The 17,815-nt window shown below is 61.3% G+C and carries 16 protein-coding genes; 7 read left to right on the top strand and 9 right to left on the bottom strand.

Annotated features, from left to right (window positions below):
• Positions 1-10: 10 nt before the first annotated feature.
• From ACUSIJ_RS14895 to ACUSIJ_RS14860, 8 genes are all read right to left on the bottom strand, one after another.
• On the bottom strand, positions 11-202 hold the full coding sequence (locus tag ACUSIJ_RS14895) for a hypothetical protein (RefSeq protein ID WP_449309188.1): 192 nt from the start codon (positions 200-202) through the stop codon (positions 11-13).
• Positions 203-302: 100 nt separating this feature from the next.
• Positions 303-1,418: an extracellular solute-binding protein gene (locus tag ACUSIJ_RS14890; RefSeq protein WP_449309187.1), complete on the bottom strand. Its 1,116-nt coding sequence runs from the start codon at positions 1,416-1,418 to the stop codon at positions 303-305.
• A 28-nt stretch (positions 1,419-1,446) separates the two neighbouring features.
• Positions 1,447-2,826 carry an amidohydrolase family protein gene (locus ACUSIJ_RS14885; protein WP_449309186.1) on the bottom strand — a complete coding sequence of 460 codons (1,380 nt, stop codon included), beginning with the start codon at positions 2,824-2,826 and terminating at the stop codon, positions 1,447-1,449.
• A complete protein-coding gene (locus tag ACUSIJ_RS14880) occupies positions 2,823-4,346 on the bottom strand; it encodes a M81 family metallopeptidase (protein WP_449309185.1) in 1,524 nt (507 codons plus the stop codon). Before ACUSIJ_RS14880 ends, ACUSIJ_RS14885 begins: the two co-directional genes overlap by 4 nt.
• Before the next feature lie 33 nt (positions 4,347-4,379).
• Positions 4,380-5,429 carry an ABC transporter substrate-binding protein gene (locus tag ACUSIJ_RS14875; RefSeq protein WP_449309184.1) on the bottom strand — a complete coding sequence of 350 codons (1,050 nt, stop codon included), beginning with the start codon at positions 5,427-5,429 and terminating at the stop codon, positions 4,380-4,382.
• Between the two features lie 47 nt (positions 5,430-5,476).
• Positions 5,477-6,244, bottom strand: coding sequence for an ABC transporter permease (locus ACUSIJ_RS14870; protein ID WP_449309267.1), 768 nt, complete (start codon positions 6,242-6,244; stop codon positions 5,477-5,479).
• A gap of 61 nt (positions 6,245-6,305) precedes the next feature.
• Positions 6,306-7,217, bottom strand: a complete 912-nt coding sequence (locus ACUSIJ_RS14865) for an ABC transporter permease (protein ID WP_449309183.1) — start codon at positions 7,215-7,217, stop codon at positions 6,306-6,308.
• A 3-nt stretch (positions 7,218-7,220) separates the two neighbouring features.
• Complete coding sequence (locus ACUSIJ_RS14860) at positions 7,221-8,321, bottom strand: ABC transporter ATP-binding protein (RefSeq protein WP_449309266.1); 1,101 nt, start codon at positions 8,319-8,321, stop codon at positions 7,221-7,223.
• A gap of 147 nt (positions 8,322-8,468) precedes the next feature.
• Here ACUSIJ_RS14860 and ACUSIJ_RS14855 point away from each other — a divergent pair, with 147 nt between their 5' ends.
• The 7 genes from ACUSIJ_RS14855 (at position 8,469) to ACUSIJ_RS14825 (ending at position 16,941) form a co-directional block, all read left to right on the top strand.
• Positions 8,469-9,158 carry a GntR family transcriptional regulator gene (locus ACUSIJ_RS14855; protein WP_449309182.1) on the top strand — a complete coding sequence of 230 codons (690 nt, stop codon included), beginning with the start codon at positions 8,469-8,471 and terminating at the stop codon, positions 9,156-9,158.
• A 115-nt stretch (positions 9,159-9,273) separates the two neighbouring features.
• Entirely contained in the window at positions 9,274-10,638 is a 1,365-nt protein-coding gene (locus ACUSIJ_RS14850; RefSeq protein WP_449309265.1) for an aspartate aminotransferase family protein, read from the top strand.
• Positions 10,635-12,374: an acetolactate synthase catalytic subunit gene (locus ACUSIJ_RS14845; RefSeq protein ID WP_449309181.1), complete on the top strand. Its 1,740-nt coding sequence runs from the start codon at positions 10,635-10,637 to the stop codon at positions 12,372-12,374. Before ACUSIJ_RS14850 ends, ACUSIJ_RS14845 begins: the two co-directional genes overlap by 4 nt.
• A complete protein-coding gene (gene fabG / locus ACUSIJ_RS14840; RefSeq protein WP_449309180.1) occupies positions 12,371-13,147 on the top strand; it encodes a 3-oxoacyl-ACP reductase FabG in 777 nt (258 codons plus the stop codon). The genes ACUSIJ_RS14845 and fabG overlap by 4 nt, the downstream gene beginning before the upstream one ends.
• A 125-nt stretch (positions 13,148-13,272) precedes the next feature.
• The gene (locus tag ACUSIJ_RS14835) at positions 13,273-14,310 is read left to right on the top strand and encodes an ABC transporter substrate-binding protein (protein WP_449309179.1); all 1,038 of its coding nucleotides are present in this window, start codon (positions 13,273-13,275) and stop codon (positions 14,308-14,310) included.
• A gap of 5 nt (positions 14,311-14,315) precedes the next feature.
• On the top strand, positions 14,316-15,362 hold the full coding sequence (locus ACUSIJ_RS14830; protein WP_449309178.1) for a cyclase family protein: 1,047 nt from the start codon (positions 14,316-14,318) through the stop codon (positions 15,360-15,362).
• A 94-nt stretch (positions 15,363-15,456) separates the two neighbouring features.
• Positions 15,457-16,941 (top strand): M81 family metallopeptidase, encoded by a 1,485-nt coding sequence (locus tag ACUSIJ_RS14825; RefSeq protein ID WP_449309177.1) that lies wholly within the window; start codon positions 15,457-15,459, stop codon positions 16,939-16,941.
• A 60-nt stretch (positions 16,942-17,001) separates the two neighbouring features.
• On the opposite strand, the gene ACUSIJ_RS14820 is transcribed toward ACUSIJ_RS14825, so the two are convergent.
• Positions 17,002-17,811: an NAD-dependent epimerase/dehydratase family protein gene (locus ACUSIJ_RS14820; RefSeq protein ID WP_449309176.1), complete on the bottom strand. Its 810-nt coding sequence runs from the start codon at positions 17,809-17,811 to the stop codon at positions 17,002-17,004.
• Positions 17,812-17,815: the final 4 nt, after the last annotated feature.

Genomic DNA, 17,815 nt, shown 5'->3' with positions numbered 1-17,815 from the left:
TCGATGGCGATTACAGCTTGCTCGTCGCCATAAACTCCGTTCCGGACATGCTCTCGCGGCTCATCAACCCGAACGCCGCCTGCTTGTCCCCATACAAACCGAGCACAGGCCGCATTCCCAGCTCCTGCGATACCACCGCGAGCACATCTTCAGAGGGTGAGTGGACGGGAATGATTTCCGCGATCAGCTCGTTGATGGCCAATCACTGCTCTACTTATAGTCACAAGATGCCATTCGTGTAACGCCAAGGAGGTCCGTGGTTGTCTCACGGGGCATTCTCCCCCGTTACCAGGCCACCCACGTTACTGGGCTATCCACTTGGTCCAACGCTGGATCACCGCGTTCTGGTTTTCGCTCAGCCAGTCGCGATCCATCGGGACGATCTGCGGCCAAATCGTCGCATTGGTCGGGATCTGTTCCGCATCCGCAGGGGGAAGAAGTGCGGTTGCGGCCTTGACGGCGGTCGCTCCGCGCGTCTCCACCATGTAAGCCGCATGCGCCTCCGGACGCGAATAGACGAAGTTCAACAACGCGAGTCCGGCCAGCGGGCGCGGAGCCTGGGCAAGAACGCTCCAGGCCGAGGCATCAAGCGGCGCGCCATTCCAGGAGATGCCGACAGGCAGTCCCTCCACCTGCAGAGTGCGGGCGCGGTTGGCGAACATCATCGCCATGATGACTTCCCGTGTGCGGAAGATTTGCAGGCTTTGATCGCCGCTGCGCCACCACACCGTCACATACGGCCGGATCTCGTCGAGCTTATTGAAGGCGCGGTCGAGATCGAGCGGGAACAGCTTGTCCGCCAGCACGCCGTCCGCCAGCAGCGCCGCCGAGAGCGGCCACCAGGGGGTTCCGACATTCGGCAAGGCGCGCGGTCCCGGGAATTTGTCGACATCCCAAAAGTCTGCCCAGTTCGAGGGTTCTCGCGCGGCATCGGGAAATGCTCCCTTGTCGTAGGTCAGTACACCACCCCCGACATCGAAAATGACGCCATACCGGACGCAGGCACCGTCCACGCCAGCCCCGACCACGTTCGGCGTCTCCTCACACTTTTGGCCGAGATCTCTGAAAAGATCCCGGGTTTCCGCGATCAGGGAATCGACCGATAGTGTGACGACATCCCACTCCATTCTCCCAACCTGCGTCATGGCCTTGATCCGCGCGAGCTTTTCTCCGTACGTCCCGCCGGTGCTGATGACGCGGATGCCCGTGGTCTCCGTGAACGGTTCATAGAAGAATTTTTTCACCCGCTCGGCGTATGCACCCGTGCCGCCAGCGACAACCACCTCGGTCTGTCCCGCGGCGATGGCCCGCTGGGCCAAGTCGTCCGCTGCCGCACGAGCCTCTTGCGGATTGCCCGGCAGGAAGCCCGCTGCAGCGGCCAAGGTCCCATACATCAGAAACTGCCGTCGATCGATCATCGTGTTCCCCCTCTTGTTGGATCCATCGTCATTGAAGTCCGATGCGCGCCAGCAGACCAGTGACGGAGCGCCGGGCATCAAGATGCACGTCCGCGGAATCGAGCCGTATCGGCGAGCCGTCTCGAAACACCGGAACACCGTTCGTCAGCACCAGTGCGGGAGGCACTGCGAGCCCCAGCACCGCAACCTCCCACATCGGATCGACACCGAGCATCTCGCCAGCATGGGGCGGCCGCACCACGATGTCCGCCCGCTTGCCGACCTCCAGACTGCCCACCTCCCGCTCGGCCCCGACAGAAGCGGCGGCGCCGATCGTGCGCATGCGCAAGACATCCCGGCCGGTGGCTGTGCACCCCGTGGCAGCCAGTCCAGCCGCCGCCATGGACCCGAGGGCGTCGAAGTTCACGGTTCGCGGAATGTCGGAAGCAAGCGCTACCTTGACGCCATGATGATGGAGTTCGAGCATCCGCGGTTCCGCCGGACCTGAACCGAGCGCACGCAGTTGAGCGAAAGGACACCAGATGATGCGTGTCGAGGATGCAGCGAGCCGGTCAACATCATCCGCATGGATGACGTTCATATGGGTGAATGTCGTCCCCGGTCCGAGAATGCCGGCATCCGACAAGCGGGCCACGGTAGAGCCGCCATGTCGGGCCTCTTCTTCCAGATAGGCGCGCGGATTATAACCCCGGTGCTCCTGGAACTGGACACCATGATCACGCGCCATTCGCAGCGCTGCATTGTATAGTTCAGGCGAGGCGGTACCGGCACCATAGAGCCCTACGAATGCCTTCACCAGCCCCTCGGATACGCGGTTCCTCGCGAGCTGGCTCCCCAGGCGACGCAATGCTTCATCGGTATCCTTCGGCCAGCGCCGCGTGAAGCCGGGGCTGACGAGATCCGGCTCGTCACGGGCAAGAACCTGCACCTGATCGGCAACGTAAGGATCGGTCAACCAGATGCGGATGCCGACCTCATCAGCGACTGCGGCGACGGCGTCGGGCTCAAAGATGGTGCCCGGATCGACGAAGCCGGTGTAGCCGCTGCGCAGATAATCGATGGCCGCGAGCGTCGCGCTGGCGTGCTCGTCTTCCGGCGTGAGCGCGGCTTTCCAGTCGCCCATGGTCAGCGTCGTCCCGGACATGCGTGGCAGGACGCTCCGGGCCGTGTATTGCGACACGTGGATGTGGGCATCGATGAAACCCGGATGCACCACGCCGCCCTTGGTATCGAGCATGTCCCCGGCTCTCAGGGTGGCTTGCAGCTCCGCTGTTGCCCCCACCGCGATGATGCGACCGTCTTTGACGGCGATCGCACCGTCGCTCAGGACCGTGTCCTTATCGTCGACCGTCAGGACGACCGCGCTATGGATAAGTAAGTCGCAGAGCAATGGCTCAGAGTGTGTCATATCGTCCCCTGCCTTGCTGAGAAGTCATCGGCCTCTACTTGATGGATCCGTGCGGTGATGTGAGGCGTTCCGATATCGTGCTCCGGCCAGAAACGGGATTTCTCATACCGGAACTGTCCCTTGCCGTAATATCCGACGCCGGGTGTGTTCACGAGAACAGGCGTGGCACGACCAGCAAAATTCAAGGTGAAATGGTAGCCAGACTTTGCGATGACGAAATCGACGTCAGCCAGAGAAACGCCCTGGCTCGTGAATACTGCCGGATCGTGACTGTAGGCCGGCTTGCTCGTCAGCAACACGTGCAGGCGATCTTCTACGTGAAGAACGGCAGTTTGACCCATGGCGCTCTGCTCGCCACCGTGGAAAGGGCCATCCAGCACGAAATTCCCGTCGCTCGCATGCGCCACGCGACCCGAAATCAGCCGGGGCTCAAAACCGGGTGTGAAGTCGGCGCCGACGGCAAGGGTGACAGTCGCACCTGCACCCGCGCTGATGGCCTGAGCCGCCGCGAGCGGATCGGTGACCGTCAGCGCGCCTCTCAATCCCGGGTAACGATCGAGCACGGCGGACAACAGCACCGTACTGTCTCCCGGAGCGCCCGCCAGAACACGATCCCCCATGTCGCCGATCACGAATGGGCGCTTCCCCGGCTCCCTTGCCACGAGCTCGAACACTTCATCGACCGACAGCAGATCATCCTTGAACCGCTCCCGCTCCGTCCAGAAGCGTTGCGCGAGATCGACGGCTGCGGTGGCGGCGCGCGCATCGGGACCGTCGCTCAGAATGGTCACTACTTGACCGATCTCGTCATCATCAGTGAACCTGAACGTGTTAAAGATCGAGATGTCCTTGATGTTCGAATGGCTGGAAGCAACTTCACGGGCCTTGGCGTGAATTTCGGCCAACGGACCTGACGCAGTCTCGCATGCGCCCGGCAGAATCATCGGAACCAGCGCCGAAACGATGGACGGTTTCAACCGGCCGTCGAGTTGGGCGAGCAGCAGTTCCGCAACGCGCTGGCCGCACTCCACCGTATCCGAATGCGGGTTCTCCTTGCAGGCAATGCAGAGATTGACGGTATCGAGCATTCTGCGGGTAACATGGGCATGAAGGTCGAGGCCGATGCCGATCGGAACATTCCGGCCGGCGACGTCGCGCAAGGCTTGCAGAAGGTCGCCCTCGGCGTCGGGAGTCTCGGTGGTTCCCATCGCCCCGTGCAGCTCGAGGCCGATCGCATCGGGCCGAATTCGGCGCGCAGCATCCACCAGTTCCTCCCGGAGACGCAGGTAGAATGCGTGATCCACCAGACCGCTGGGCGGCGCGCCTGCCGAGAGGACAGGTTCAATCGCGACATCGGCATCGGCCAGGGTTTCGACGAGGCCCTTGAGCACACCCGAAGGCGATCGAAGGGCATCGTGGCCGCGTTGGATCAGAAAGTGGGATTCTCCGGTGGGCTCCGGGTTGAGCCGGTTAGACTCGTGATAAAGACGAGCCACGAGTATGCGGTAAGTTGCGGACATTCTAACTTACCCTTTCGCATCCGGTTCTGAGGCTCATTGCTGTAACCATCTGTTCCAGCGTTCCTGCATTTCGCTGGCATGGGCGTTGATCCATTCGGGGTCATGCTTGACGACGGCCCGTAAATCTTCCGCACTCGGGATATTCTCACGGGCGTCCGCGCTCATTACTGCGATCGCCTCCGTGCTGGGCGGGGTAATGCCGAACCTTTCCGCGATGCGTGCCTGGACCAAGGGGCTATCCAGAAAGTACTTCAGCAGCGCCAGCGCATTTTCCCGGTTCGGCGCGTTGCGCAAGACCTGCAATGTGTCCGCCAGCATGAACGCGCCGGCATAGGAGGTTGCGACAGGCCGCCCTTCCGCTTTGAGCGCGCTGGCACGCGTGCCCCAGATCATGCCCGTAACATAGTCACCGTTGCGAAAGCCTTGCTGGCTCTGATCGCCGGTTCGCCACCAGAGATCGACATGAGGCCGAATCTGATCGAGTTTTTGAATTGCACGGTCGAGATCGAGCGGGAATAATTGATCCGCTGGAACGCCGTCGGCCATAAGGGCCGCCGCGAAAACCCGCCATGGATCGCCGAGATTGGGCAACGCGCGCGGCCCCGGAAAGGACGTCAGGTTCCAGAAGTCGGTCCACGTCTTGGGGCCATCCTTCGGAAACGCTTCCTCATTGTAGGCCAACAGCGTGGCGTTGAGCGACAGCTGAACGCCCGCCGGATTACAGGCTTTCTCCAACAGACCCTCCCGACCGGAAAACGGCTGGCAGAACGACGCAAGATCCTCAGTGAATGAACGATTGTCGGCGGACTCGGCAATCACGTCGACATTGTTGATGATGTCCCATGTCACGTTGCCGGACTGAACCATCGCCTTGGCGCGGGTCCGCTGCTCCGCGTCGGTCGCTGTGACGGTGACGACCTTGATGCCGGTTGCTTCTGTAAATGGTTCGAACCAGATTTCCCGAAGCGCGCGCTCGAACACGCCGCCGGTGGTGGCGAAGATCACCTCCTTCCCCGACTGAGCAGCAGCAGGGGATGCGATGCCGACAAACGCCGCGATTGCGAGACAGTACAATTTCTTCATGTTCGGCCCCTCTTATGCTTCTGGACCCCTCTCCAGCCGCGCTCCACTCAGACCTTGCGCTTCGACTGCAAGAGCTGGACGCCGCCCATCAGCACGAGGGAGACAACGACCAGGACGGTGGATACCGCGGCAATGACAGGTGTGAGATTGAAATCGATATCCTCGAACATCTTCCGCGTAATCGTCTTGCCTTCGATACCGGAGATGAAGAAGGCCACGGTGGCTTCGTCGAATGACGCCAGAAAGGCGAAGACTGCGCCCGCGGCAATGCCCGGCAAAATGTCCGGCAGCACGACGGAGAAGAAGGCCCTCGTGCGGCTCGCGCCGCAGTTGAGGGCAGCGAGTTCGAGCATCGGATCGAAACGCTGCAGGGCCGCTGACACGGTGATGACGACATAGGGAACGGCAAGCATCGTATGGGCGATGAGAAAGCCGAAGAAGTTCCCGGTCAGGCGCAGCGGTGCGAAGACGAGATAGACGGCGATCGCGATGACGATATGCGGCACAACCATCGGGCTCAGCGTGAGCGCCTGGATCAAGGTCTTGCCGGGCAACGCGCCACGCACCAGCGCGATCGCCGCAAGCGTGCCGACAACGGTGGCGGACACCGTCGTCGCCGCGGCGATGCGCAGGCTGAAGAAGGTCGCCGCCATCCAGTCCGGGTCCTGAATATACTCGAGATACCACTTGAGCGTGAGCCCGCGCGGTGGAAACTCGATATAGGCGGCCGTGCCGAGCGACATCGGGAAGACGAGAAACGTCGGCAACACGAGAAAGAAGAGGATAAGCCCGACAGTGAGGCCGAAAAGGAGCATCCCGAAGGAGATGCGCGCCGGCGACAGCCGTGGAAATGTCGTTCGGGAAGAAATGATAGCGTCAGCCGACACGGTCAAACCCCTTGTTGAACGAAAGCGCCTTCCGGAAAACCAGGGCGATGACGAGGGTGGAAACGAGGAGCACCGCGGCGAGCGCGCCGGCGAATGGCCAATCGAGCAGTTCGGTGGCTTGCTGACCGATGAGGGTCGCCATCATCAGGGTGCGGGGCCCGCCGACCAGGGCAGGCGTGACGTAGAAACCAAGCGCCAGGATAAAGGTCATGAGCGAGCCGGCGAAGACACCCGGAAGGCTCAGCGGCAGGGTCACCTTGAAGAAGGTCGTCGCGGCGCCCGCTCCAAGATTGCGGGCAGCGCGCAGGAATTCTTCGGGGATGGTGCGCAAGGCCCCGTAAAGCGGCAGTATCATGAAGGGCAGCAGGATGTGCGTCATCGCCATCATGACGGCGCCTTCGGTATAGATGAGCCGCAAGGGAGTCGCGATGATCCCTGTCTCCATCAGCGCATTATTGACGATGCCGTTTCTTTGCAGAAGGACGATCCAGGCGTAGGAACGCACCAACACCGAGGTCCACAGAGAAATGAGCACGCAGGCCGCGACCAACACGGCGAGACGTCCCTTCAGCCGCGCCATCGCATAGGCGACGGGATATCCGAGCAGGAAGGTTGCGACCGTGACGACGAAGGCGATCTCGAACGTGCGCCAGAGAATGGTGAGATAGAGCGGCTCCGCGACGATGCGTTCGTAATTGGCGAAAGTGGACGTCGTGTCGCCGAAGCTGCCTGCGATCAGGCGCCCGACGGGATAGAGAAAGCCGAAGGCGAGCAGTAGGAGAAGCGGCGTAATGAGTGCGAGCGAAAGCGCCGTGGAGTAGGTGCGAGCGGAGGCCGGCTGAAGGAAACCGCTCTTGCGTTGTCGCCCGGTCACAGGGGTGGGGGTAGCGGCCTCGACCATGGCTCAGAGCTCCGTCGGGAAAAGGCGCACGGCTTCACGCTCGGCGACGAGGTCAACGCTGTCGCCCCCACGAAAGACGGGCCCGGCCCCGCTTGCCGGCAACTGCACGTGGAGCGGCTCCTCCACGCCGGCTATGCGAACCAGGACGACATGGAACGACCCGACGAAGATGGCAGCCTCGACAATCACGGGAATAGCGAACGGCCCGCCCTCCCCTCTGGGCGCGAGCTTGAGCCGTTCCGGGCGCACCGCAATCTTCACCCTCTTGCCGGCGGTGAAAAGATCGGAAGAACCGTTGAGCCTGTTGGCGGCAATATCGACTTCTCCCGGAAGCCGTACAACTGCTCCCGCTGCATCGGATCCGAGATATTCGCCATGCAGAAAGTTCATCTTGCCGATGAAGTCAGCGACAAAGGGCGTTTTCGGATCCTCGTAGAGTTCAAGTGGACTGCCTATCTGGGCGAGCTTGCCCTCGCTCATCAACGCAACGCGGTCGGACATCGTGAGCGCCTCCTCCTGGTCGTGCGTCACGTAGATGACCGTGAGGCCGAGGCGTTGCTGCAGGCTCTTGATCTCGAACTGCATTTCGCCGCGCAGCTTCTTGTCGAGAGCGCCGAGCGGCTCGTCCATGAGCAGCACCGGCGGCTCGAAGACGAGCGCGCGGGCGACCGCAACGCGCTGCTGCTGGCCGCCGGAAAGCTGGCTCGGCATGCGGCTGCCGTAGGCTTCGAGGCGGACGAGCGCGAGTGCCGTATCGACGCGTCGGGCGATCTCCGCGCGGTCGACCTTCCGCATCCTGAGAGGAAAGCCGATGTTCTCAGCAACGGTCATGTGCGGAAAGAGCGCATATTTCTGGAAGACCATGCCGATATTGCGCTTGTTCGGCGGCACATACGTCAGATCGCGCGTGCCGACGCGGATAAGCCCGGCGCTGGGCAACTCGAAACCCGCGATCATCATGAGAAGCGTCGTTTTGCCCGAACCCGACGGCCCCAGCAGGGACACGAACTCCCCCGGCTCAACGGCGAACGATACGCTTTCGACCGCCGACACGGTTCCGTAATTTTTCGATATCCGCTCGATGGATACTTCGCTCCCGATGATCCTATTGCCAGCACCGATCACGCGTTACCCCTCCATCCCGTCGATGGCTCAAATTTTGGAATTTGATACATCATTTATGGTTGCCTGTCGCTTGTCAATAAGGAATTTTAATGGCATTTTGTTCGCCGAGAACGTATATGGTCTTTCATGCATCAGAATTCGGCTTCCGCCTCCCTTATCCCCCTCGATCGCCAGGGCAGCCTTGGCGAACTGGCTTATGAAAGCCTGAAAGAAACCATCATCGGCGGGCAATTCCGGCCAGGCGTCAAACTCACCGTGCGCTCGGTCGCGCAAGCCCTGCAGGTGTCCACGACGCCCGCTCGCGACGCCATCAACAGGCTGATCGGAGAAGGGGCGCTCTTCAATCTCGGCCCCAAGACCGTGATCGTCCCCCGCCTCACCATGGCCGTACTCGACGAGGTGACAAAGATTCGCCTTGCCCTCGAAGGACTCGCCGCCTTCGAGGGCACGCCCCATGTAGCGGAAGCGGATATCGACTTTCTGGAAAGGACGCAGGAACAGCTCAATAGCGCGTTGGATGAGGCACGCTACAGAGATGTACTGCGCCTCAACAAGGAGTTCCATTTCCGCATTTACGAGCGGGCGCAAATGCCACGCCTCGTCGCGATGATCGAATCGCAATGGTTGCGCATCGGCCCGTCTCTGAACGATCTGTACCCGGATTTTGCCGTCAACCGGCACGGCGTGTCCAATCATATGTGGGCCTTGCGCGGCCTCAGGGACCACGACCCCGCGACCGTTCGCGCCGCCATTGAAAACGACCTGCGCGACGGCTATCGCCGGCTGAGCGAACTGGTCAACTCGCAAGCAACCTGACGTCCCGGCGCGAGCAGCCCAGCCCCTGACAAGGCAGATTTTTTATTCCTGATTTTTGTTGCATCAAATTTCAAAAAATCTATCATAACGCCAGTTATCAATCCGTCGGGAGGAAATCCGCGTGTCCGATACTGTTGCTCTGTCCTCATCCATCATCGGCCCTCGCTCCAATGAAGCCTTCACCCGGGCGCGCAAGGTGTTTCCGGATGGGACAGCAAGGGTCACCATCGAGCGCGACCCCGTCCCGCGTTACATGCATCACGGGGAAGGAGCGTTTCTGGTTGACGTCGACGGCCGCCGCTTTCTCGACCTCAACGGCAACTTCACGACACTCATCCACGGCCATGCCTTCCCGCCTGTGATCGATGCCGTTACCCGGCAGCTCAGAAGCGGGAGCTGCTTCGCCAATCCCACAGAAATCGAGATTGCGCTGGCAGAGTTGCTCTGCGCCCGCATCCCGCATCTTGAGCGTATCCGCTTCGTCAATACGGGCACTGAAGCGGTCATGTTTGCCATCAAAGCGGCCCGCGCTTTCACCGGTCGCTCGGGCATCGCCAAGATCGAGGGCGCTTATCACGGCGCCTATGACTGGGTTGAGGTCAGCCAGCACATAACGCCTCAGACCTGGGGCGATCCCGCGCATCCAGCTTCCACCCCTTACTACCGCGGCATGCCGCAGGCCGTGCTCGACGACGTCGTGGTGTTGCGGTTCAACGATGCTGATGGCGCGCGCCGCCGCATCGCCGACCATGCCCGGCATCTCGCCGCCATCCTGATCGACCCCATGCCGAGCCGTGGCGGGCTCACCCCTCCGACTCCCGATTTCATCGCCGCCGTTCAGGAGACGGCGCGCCACCACGGCATCCTCGTCATCAGCGATGAAGTCCTCAACCTGCGCCAGGGCTTCGAGGGAGCTTCCGCACGCTACGGACTCATTCCCGACCTTTTTACGCTCGGCAAGATCATCGGCGGTGGGCTTCCCATCGGCGCCATTGGCGGCAGCGAGGATGTGATGGGCGTCTTCGACGCCGGAGCGAGCCGCCCCGCCTTGCCGCAAGGCGGCACCTTCTCCGCCAATCCGCTCTCCATGACAGCGGGGCTCGCCGCCATGGATGCGCTGGATCGCGCGGCCTTTGACCGTCTCGAGCGGCTGGGCGACCAGCTACGGGATACCCTCCGGCAGGCGATTGCGCGTCGTGACGCCCCCTTGAGCGTTACCGGCGTCGCTTCCCTCTTCCGAATCCACCCCAGACGCACCCCTCCACGCGAATTCCGCGAAGCCTTCCTCAGCCCGCAGGCTGCTTCCATGATGAAGGAACTCGGCCGATTTTTCACCACCAACGGCATCGTCCTTCCCAATGCGGCGGCGGCCTGCCTGTCAACGCCGATGAATGAGGACAATATCGCGTTCATCAGCGATGTGTTCGACCGTTTCCTCGACGAGCGTGCAGAGCTCATCGACGCGCTGGAAGGAAAATGACCATGGCAGAGACCGTTGCACAGGCGATCGCGCACGCCCTGAAACGCCATGGTGTCGAGGTGATTTTCGGGCAGAGTCTGCCGTCCGCCGTCATTCTCGCGTGTGAGGCGATCGGTATTCGCCAGCTTGCCTATCGACAGGAGAACATGGGGGGCACCATGGCCGATGGATTTGCCCGCGTCTCCGGCAAGATCTCCGTCGTTGCCGCCCAGAATGGACCGGCCGCCACGCTGCTCGTTCCCCCGCTCGCCGAGGCGCTCAAGGCGAGCGTGCCCGTCGTCGCCTTGGTGCAGGAAGTCGAGCGGCCGCAGTTCGACCGTAACGCCTTTCAGGAACTCGACCACCTCGCGCTCTTCACCTCATGCGCCAAGTGGGTGCGTCGCATGATCACGGCGGACCGCGCCGATGATTATATCGACCAGGCCTTCATTGCCGCCGGCAGCGGCCGGCCGGGGCCGGCCGTGCTCCTTCTCCCCGCGGATCTCCTGCGCGAGCCGGCGGCCGCACCGAAGCATGCCCGCCATGGGAGTTACGGCTATTGGCCGGTTGACCGCACCCGTCCGGCTGACAGCATCGTGCGCGATGCGGCGGAACTGATTGCCGCCGCCCGTGCGCCAGTGGTGATCGCAGGCGGCGGGGCGATATCCCCCGCCGCCGTCGCCGCGCTCGCCCGTTTGCAGGAGATGGCGCATCTGCCCGTTTTCACGACGAACATGGGCAAGGGCGCGGTCAACGAATTCCACCCGCTTTCCGGCGGCGTGCTCGGATCGCTGACGGGGCCGCGCTCTCTCGGGCGGCACACTAAACCCATTCTGGACGAGGCCGATGTCGTCGTTCTCATCGGCACCCGCACCAATCAGAACGGCACCGATAGCTGGCGCCATATCACACCCGGCACCCGTGTGATCCACATCGATGTCGATCCGGCGGAAATCGGCCGCAATTACGAAGCGTTGAGGCTGGCGGGCGATGCAGCGGCGACACTCGAAGCCCTCTGCTCCGTCATCGAGCGCAGCGACCTGTCTCGCCGCCGCGCTGCCCGGACGCAAATTGAAGAACGGATCGCAGCCGCCTGGGCGACCTTCGAGGCGGACCGCGCCTCGGTTGCGGGCAGCAATCGCAACCCCATTCGGCCCGAACGGGTGATGAAGGAGTTGCAGACCCGGCTCACGCCCGAGACGATCGTCACGGCCGACGCGAGCTATTCCTCCATGTGGATACTGGGTCAGCTTCGCGCGGGCAAAGCCGGTCAGCGCTTCATCACGCCGCGTGGCCTCGCCGGCCTCGGCTGGGGGCTGCCGCTCGCCGTCGGAGCCAAGGTCGCGCGCCCGGAAGCGCCTGTCGTGGCACTCGTCGGCGACGGCGGCTTCGCCCATAGCTGGGCCGAGCTCGAGACCATGGTGCGCAGCCGGGTGCCCGTTACCGTCATCGTCCTCAACAACGGCATTCTCGGCTATCAGAAGGATGCCGAGACGGTGAAGTTCGGCACCTATACGAGCGCCTGCCACTTCGCCCCGGTCGATCACGCGGCCATCGCACGCGCCTGCGGCTGCGGCGCGACCGTCGTCGCGATGCCCGGTGATATCGGCGCTGCGCTCGATGAAGCGCTCGCCTCGGACCGCCCATGGCTCATCGAAATCCTGACCGACCCGGATGCGCATCCGCCCCTATCCCTTTATGACGGGACGCTTGATGTTTCGGAGACCGGGTCGGCCTATGGGGAGGGTGCACCATGATCGGCACCGATGGAGCGACGCCCGTCGCCGTGGTCACCGGCGCATCGAGCGGCATAGGCTTTGCGGTGGCTGACGCGCTTCTGCATGCGGGTTACCGCGTCGCCTTCTTCAGCCACCAGCCGGAACGGGTTGCGGACGCGACCGCCGCTCTGGCCGGTTCCCACGGCGCGGACCGGCTACGGTCGGCGGCGGTCGATCTGCGCGATACCGACGCCGTATGTCGCTTCTTCCGCGATGTCACGGCGGATTGGGCAGCCCCGTCCGTGCTGGTCTGCAATGCGGGATACTCACCCAAGCGCAGCGGCGGGCGCATCCCCCTGGCGGAAGTCGACCTCGGCGAGTGGCACGAAGTCCTGACGGTCAACCTGACCGGCGCTCTTGTCTGCTGCCAATGCGTTCTGCCGGCCATGGTCGAACGCCACTACGGCCGCATCGTGTTCATCGGCTCGCTTGCCAGCCGCGCGACGCCCCGTATCGCCGGTGCTGCCTACGTGGCATCGAAGAGTGGCCTAACTGGCCTCAGCCGGTCCATCGTGAGCGAATATTCGCGCTTTGGCATCACCGCGAACATCATCGCCCCCGGCCGCATCATAACGGACATGACCGGTTCCCCGGATTCGGCAGTCAACCAGGAAGCTCTGGCACGCATCCCGATCGGACGTCTCGGTCGACCGGAGGACATCGCCCGGGCCGTCTCCTTCCTCGTTGCACCGGAAGCCGGGTTCGTGAACGGCGCGATCCTCGATATCAATGGCGGTGAATTTACACCGTAGCGTTCCCGCGTGCAGGCATCAAATAATTCCATCGAGGGAGTTGGAGGCAATCCATGAAAAAAAATTGTATCAATACGTGCGATCGGCATCGTCCCCGCGGTTCTTGCGGGCTCGTGAAATTTTTCATGGGTGCGATGTCCGCACTTTTACTTGCCTCACCTGCATTTGCCCAGGACAGCAAGAAGCTCGTGGTGGCAGCGACTGGCGGTCAGTATGAACGGATCCTGCGTGAGCATGTATTCGCTCCCTTTACCAAGGAAACCGGTATCGAAGTCACGTTCGTAGCCGGCGCGCTTGGCGAGCGCTGGGGCCTGCTCCGCGCCATGGCGGACTCCAGCGGCGTGGAGTGGGATTTGATGGAAGTTGGGTCAGGCGATGTATGGGTGCCGGGGCGCAATTCACTGCTCCTCGATCTGGGGAATGATTGTGCACTGGTCCCGAAAGCAAAGACTGATGGATTCCCGGACACCTGCAATCGCTATGGTGTGCTCTCGGGTTTCGGCGCTACTTTGCTTGTCGCCAACGAGGACCTTTTCAAGGGACCTCTGCCGTCCGACTGGAAGGATTTCTATGACGTAGAGAATTTTCCCGGGCCACGTGCTCTCTCCAATTTCGGCGATCCTTGGCGCGCATTAGTCGGAGCATTACTGGCAGACGGTGTACCGGCGAATGAGCTCTTTCCGCTCGACCTTGATCGGGCGTTTGCCAAGCTTGATGAGATTCGTCCCCACATCGCAGTCTGGTGGCGTACAGGCGATCAGATCCAGCGCGCCTTCCGGGAAAAGGAAGTATCGCTCGGGCTCATATGGAACACACGCACCGAGTTTCTCCGCAATGAAGGTGTTCCTCTCAAGAGAATTTGGGATGGCGCGACCCTTAACATGGCGCATTGGTCGATCTTCAAGGATGCTCCAAACAAGGAGAACGCAATCCGCTTTCTGAATTGGTATTTCGATAATCCGGAGGCTCAGGTCGCTTACGGACGCGCCGCCGCGATTTCGCCATCAACGAGATCAGCATTGGCACTTTATTCGCCGGAAGAGCAGAAGGAACAGCCGACCTATCAGGAAAACCTGCCAGGTATCGTCTCTATCGACTACGAATGGCTCGGCCAGAACAACGATACGATCCTCAAGCGGTGGAATACCTGGATTGCACGGTGATACGCGTGACTGACAAGCAGAAATCGGGCTGTGCCCAGCGGTGGGTGAAGCGGCCGGAGCGCTCCAATTGGGGCCGCTTCGGCGTGAACGATCGGCTGGGAACGTTGAATTTCATAACCGATGAAAGAAGGCTGGCTGCGGCGCGTGAAATCCGGGAGGGAATCGTATTCTGCCTGAGCCTACCGTTGGACTTGCCGGGCGGCAGCATCCTCAATCCTCGAAGGCATCCGCCGCAGCTACGCCCCACAAGGAGAGGGAAGAATATAAACTACAACTTTCTGCTACGCGATGTGGCATCGGGCGCAACTGACGTCATCAGCGACGATTACGTGATGCTTTATTGTCAATATTCGACGCAATGGGATGGCCTTGCACATGGCGGTGCCCTTTTTGATGCAGATGGCGACGGCACCGCAGAGGCTATATACTACAATGGGTATCGAGGTGGAACCGATGTCGTGGCGGGAGTAGCGCCGGATGGGCGAACCTGGTCATCAGCAGGTCCGATCGGTATCGATGCCATGGCTGTCGCGGGAATTCAGGGCAGAGGCGTGCTTGTCGATCTCACCAAGCATTTCGGGGGGACGGCAAGGCGCGTCACCTACACTGATCTGATGACGGTTTTGAAAATCGATGGAATTGTGGTGGAGCCGGGAGATATAGTTTGTCTCCGCACGGGATTCGCCGACCTTCTGGTCGAAATGGCAGGCAAACCGGATCTGGAGCGATTGCGGGCGAACGCGATCGAACTCGAGGGTCGGGACGAGCAACTTCTGGCGTGGATTGGAGAAGCCGAGATCGCCGCGCTCGTTGCCGACAACTACGCTATAGAGGCGCTTCCCGCCGCCCCGGCACAGCTTCCCTGCGCCGCCGCTCCGCTCCATGAGCACTGCCTGTTCAAGCTCGGAATGCCGTTGGGCGAACTGTGGCATCTGGCGGAGCTCGCGGAGAGTCTTGGAAAACGCGGCAGATTCCGGTTCTTTCTCTCAGCGCCTCCGCTGAGATTGCCGGGCGCTGCGGGCTCGCCTGTTACGCCGCTTGCGACGATCTAAGGATGTGGCCGTACCTCACCGATCCCCTTTTCTGCTTATGTCTAAATAGTCAGACGTGATTTCACTGTGTTTTCCTAAAAATGGGGTGGCCTCCATGGTTCGCATCCTCGTTGCTCGAATCTTTCATGAGGGCAATAGCTTTACGTCCTTGAGGACGTCACAGGAGAATTTTGTCGTGCATCGTGGCCGGGAACTGGTGGTTGCAGCGCGGCAAACAAATTCCTCGCTAGGTGGCGCGATCAGTGAACTGGAAAAAGAGGGTGCGGTGATTGTGCCCGCTTTATCCGCCGTGGCCCCTCCCGGAGGTCCAGTCCTCGATGCCGTGTATACAGCATTAAAAAATGACATTCTGAAAGCGGCAGCCAGCGCACAACCTGATGGCGTCTATCTGGAACTCCACGGCGCCATGATTACGGAGTCTCTCGACGATCCGGAGGGTGATCTTCTCGGTGCGCTGCGCCATGTCGTCGGTTCGCAGGCGGTGATTGCTGTCAGCCTCGATCTGCACGCTCATGTTACCCCTGCGATGCTCGCCGCCGCGAATGTCGTTGTTGCATGCAAGGAAAACCCGCATACCGACTATCATATTGCTGGCGAACGAGCCGTTGCACTCATGTTGCGAGCGATCGAAAAGGAAATTAAACCGGTCACAACAGCAGTGTGGATTCCGCTGATGTTCGGAAGCAAGATGGAAACGGCCGCCGGACCCCTGGCGGACATACACAATTCCCGGCGCGAGATTCTTTCAGAAGAACCGTCTATTGTCGATATATCGATCTACAATACACATACGCTGCTCGACGTGGCACTGGCCGGCCAATGTGTGACGGTAATCTCAAACGACGATGCCGCCCTCGGAAAAGAGACGGCAACCAGGCTTGCGCGTCATTTGTGGGAGCGCCGGCATGAATTTACGCCGGACTTTGCGCCTTTGGATGATGTTTTGAGAAGTCTCGCCGAGGAGCGGACAGTTCGACCGGTCATCATTGGCGATCAGGGAGACCGGGTGCTCGCCGGAGCACCCGGCGATGGTACTGCTATCATTTCCGCATTGTTGGAGCACTGGCCGTCCATGCGAGCCGTCGTTCCATTGACAGAGCCAATAGCTGTTTCAAATGCAAAGAGCCTCGGCTGCGGCGCGATCTACTCGGAGCCGATTGGAGGCAGGCTTTCGAAAGACGTTCCCCCTGTTACGGGAAGCTGGTTGATCGAAAACCTGGGAGATGGGCACTTCATACATGAAGGGCCGTTTCTCGCCGGTGAGCCAGGAATGTTGGGAGGCACCGCAATCCTGCGTCGAGGCAATCTGACTTTGCTTGTTACGAGCATTCCGGGCTTCACTCAAGATCCGGCAGCCTTCTATAGCCAGGGTGTTAAGCTCGACGAATTCGATCTTATCGTTGCGAAATCAGGCTATCATTTCAAGATATCCTTTGAAAAACTTGGCACTTGCATCGTTGTCGATACGCCGGGTGTATCTAACTACAGACCGGGTTTATTGACCTATCGGAATCGGAGACCCGTGTTCCCCGAAGACACTATCGAGGAACCTAGTTTTCAGTCGCATATCTTTCCTTAAGCGATTCAAAGATGCGCCCGATACGCCCGGCCTCGACACCGCCCACCGGGAGCGCCGATCTCACCTCTCGTCGTCAGGATGACCCAGTTCGCAGAACCAGCCACCGAGATACTTCACCGAGGCTGCCTGCGGGTCTGGAACCGGCGTTTTTGCCTCGACGGCCTCGCGGAACGGCTCCGAGCTGTCCCGCGGAACGTAGCCCAGATGATTGGCGCCGCTGTTATCCACCGTCTTCACCCTATTGTCCGACAGGCCGAAGGAAATGGTGTGGCCGACGCGCGGCGCGGTCAACGATGCCTCGACGAGCCGGATACAGTCGGCGAACGACAGATACGACCAGAGCATGCGCCGGTCGACCGGTTCCGGGAACGACGAGAAAATGCGCAGGCAGACGGATTCAATGCCGAACTTGTCCCAGTAGAGGCGGCTCAGGCTCTCGACGAAATTCTTCGACACGCCGTAAAGGCTGTCGGGTCGCACCGGCGCGTCGACACCGATGTGGGCTTCGAGCTCGTGATAGCCGATGGCATGCACGGAGGAGGCGTAGACGACGCGCCGCGCGCGGTGCTTCCGCGCCCCCTCGTAGATGTGGTAGGAGCCGCGGATATTGGCGTCGAGAATGGTCTGCCACGGCGATTCCAGCGAGGCGCCACCGAAATGGACGATCGCATCGCAGTCGCGCGTCGCCTCGATAGTGGCTTCCATATCGGCAAGATCGAAAACGGCCCGCTCCTCGTTGGGGGCGAGGTCATCGAAGCCCTTGCGCGCTCCCAGTCTGATCTTGTCGGCGAGAGGCGCGAGCCCCTTGCGCAGTTCGGTGCCCAGCCTGCCAGCTGCGCCGGTGAGCAGAATGCGTTCGTAACGTGCCATGGCG

The sequence above is a fragment of the Pseudochelatococcus sp. B33 genome (assembly GCF_053570585.1).
Note: the sequence above shows the minus strand (reverse complement) of the source record. Positions and strands in the feature narration are given on the sequence as shown.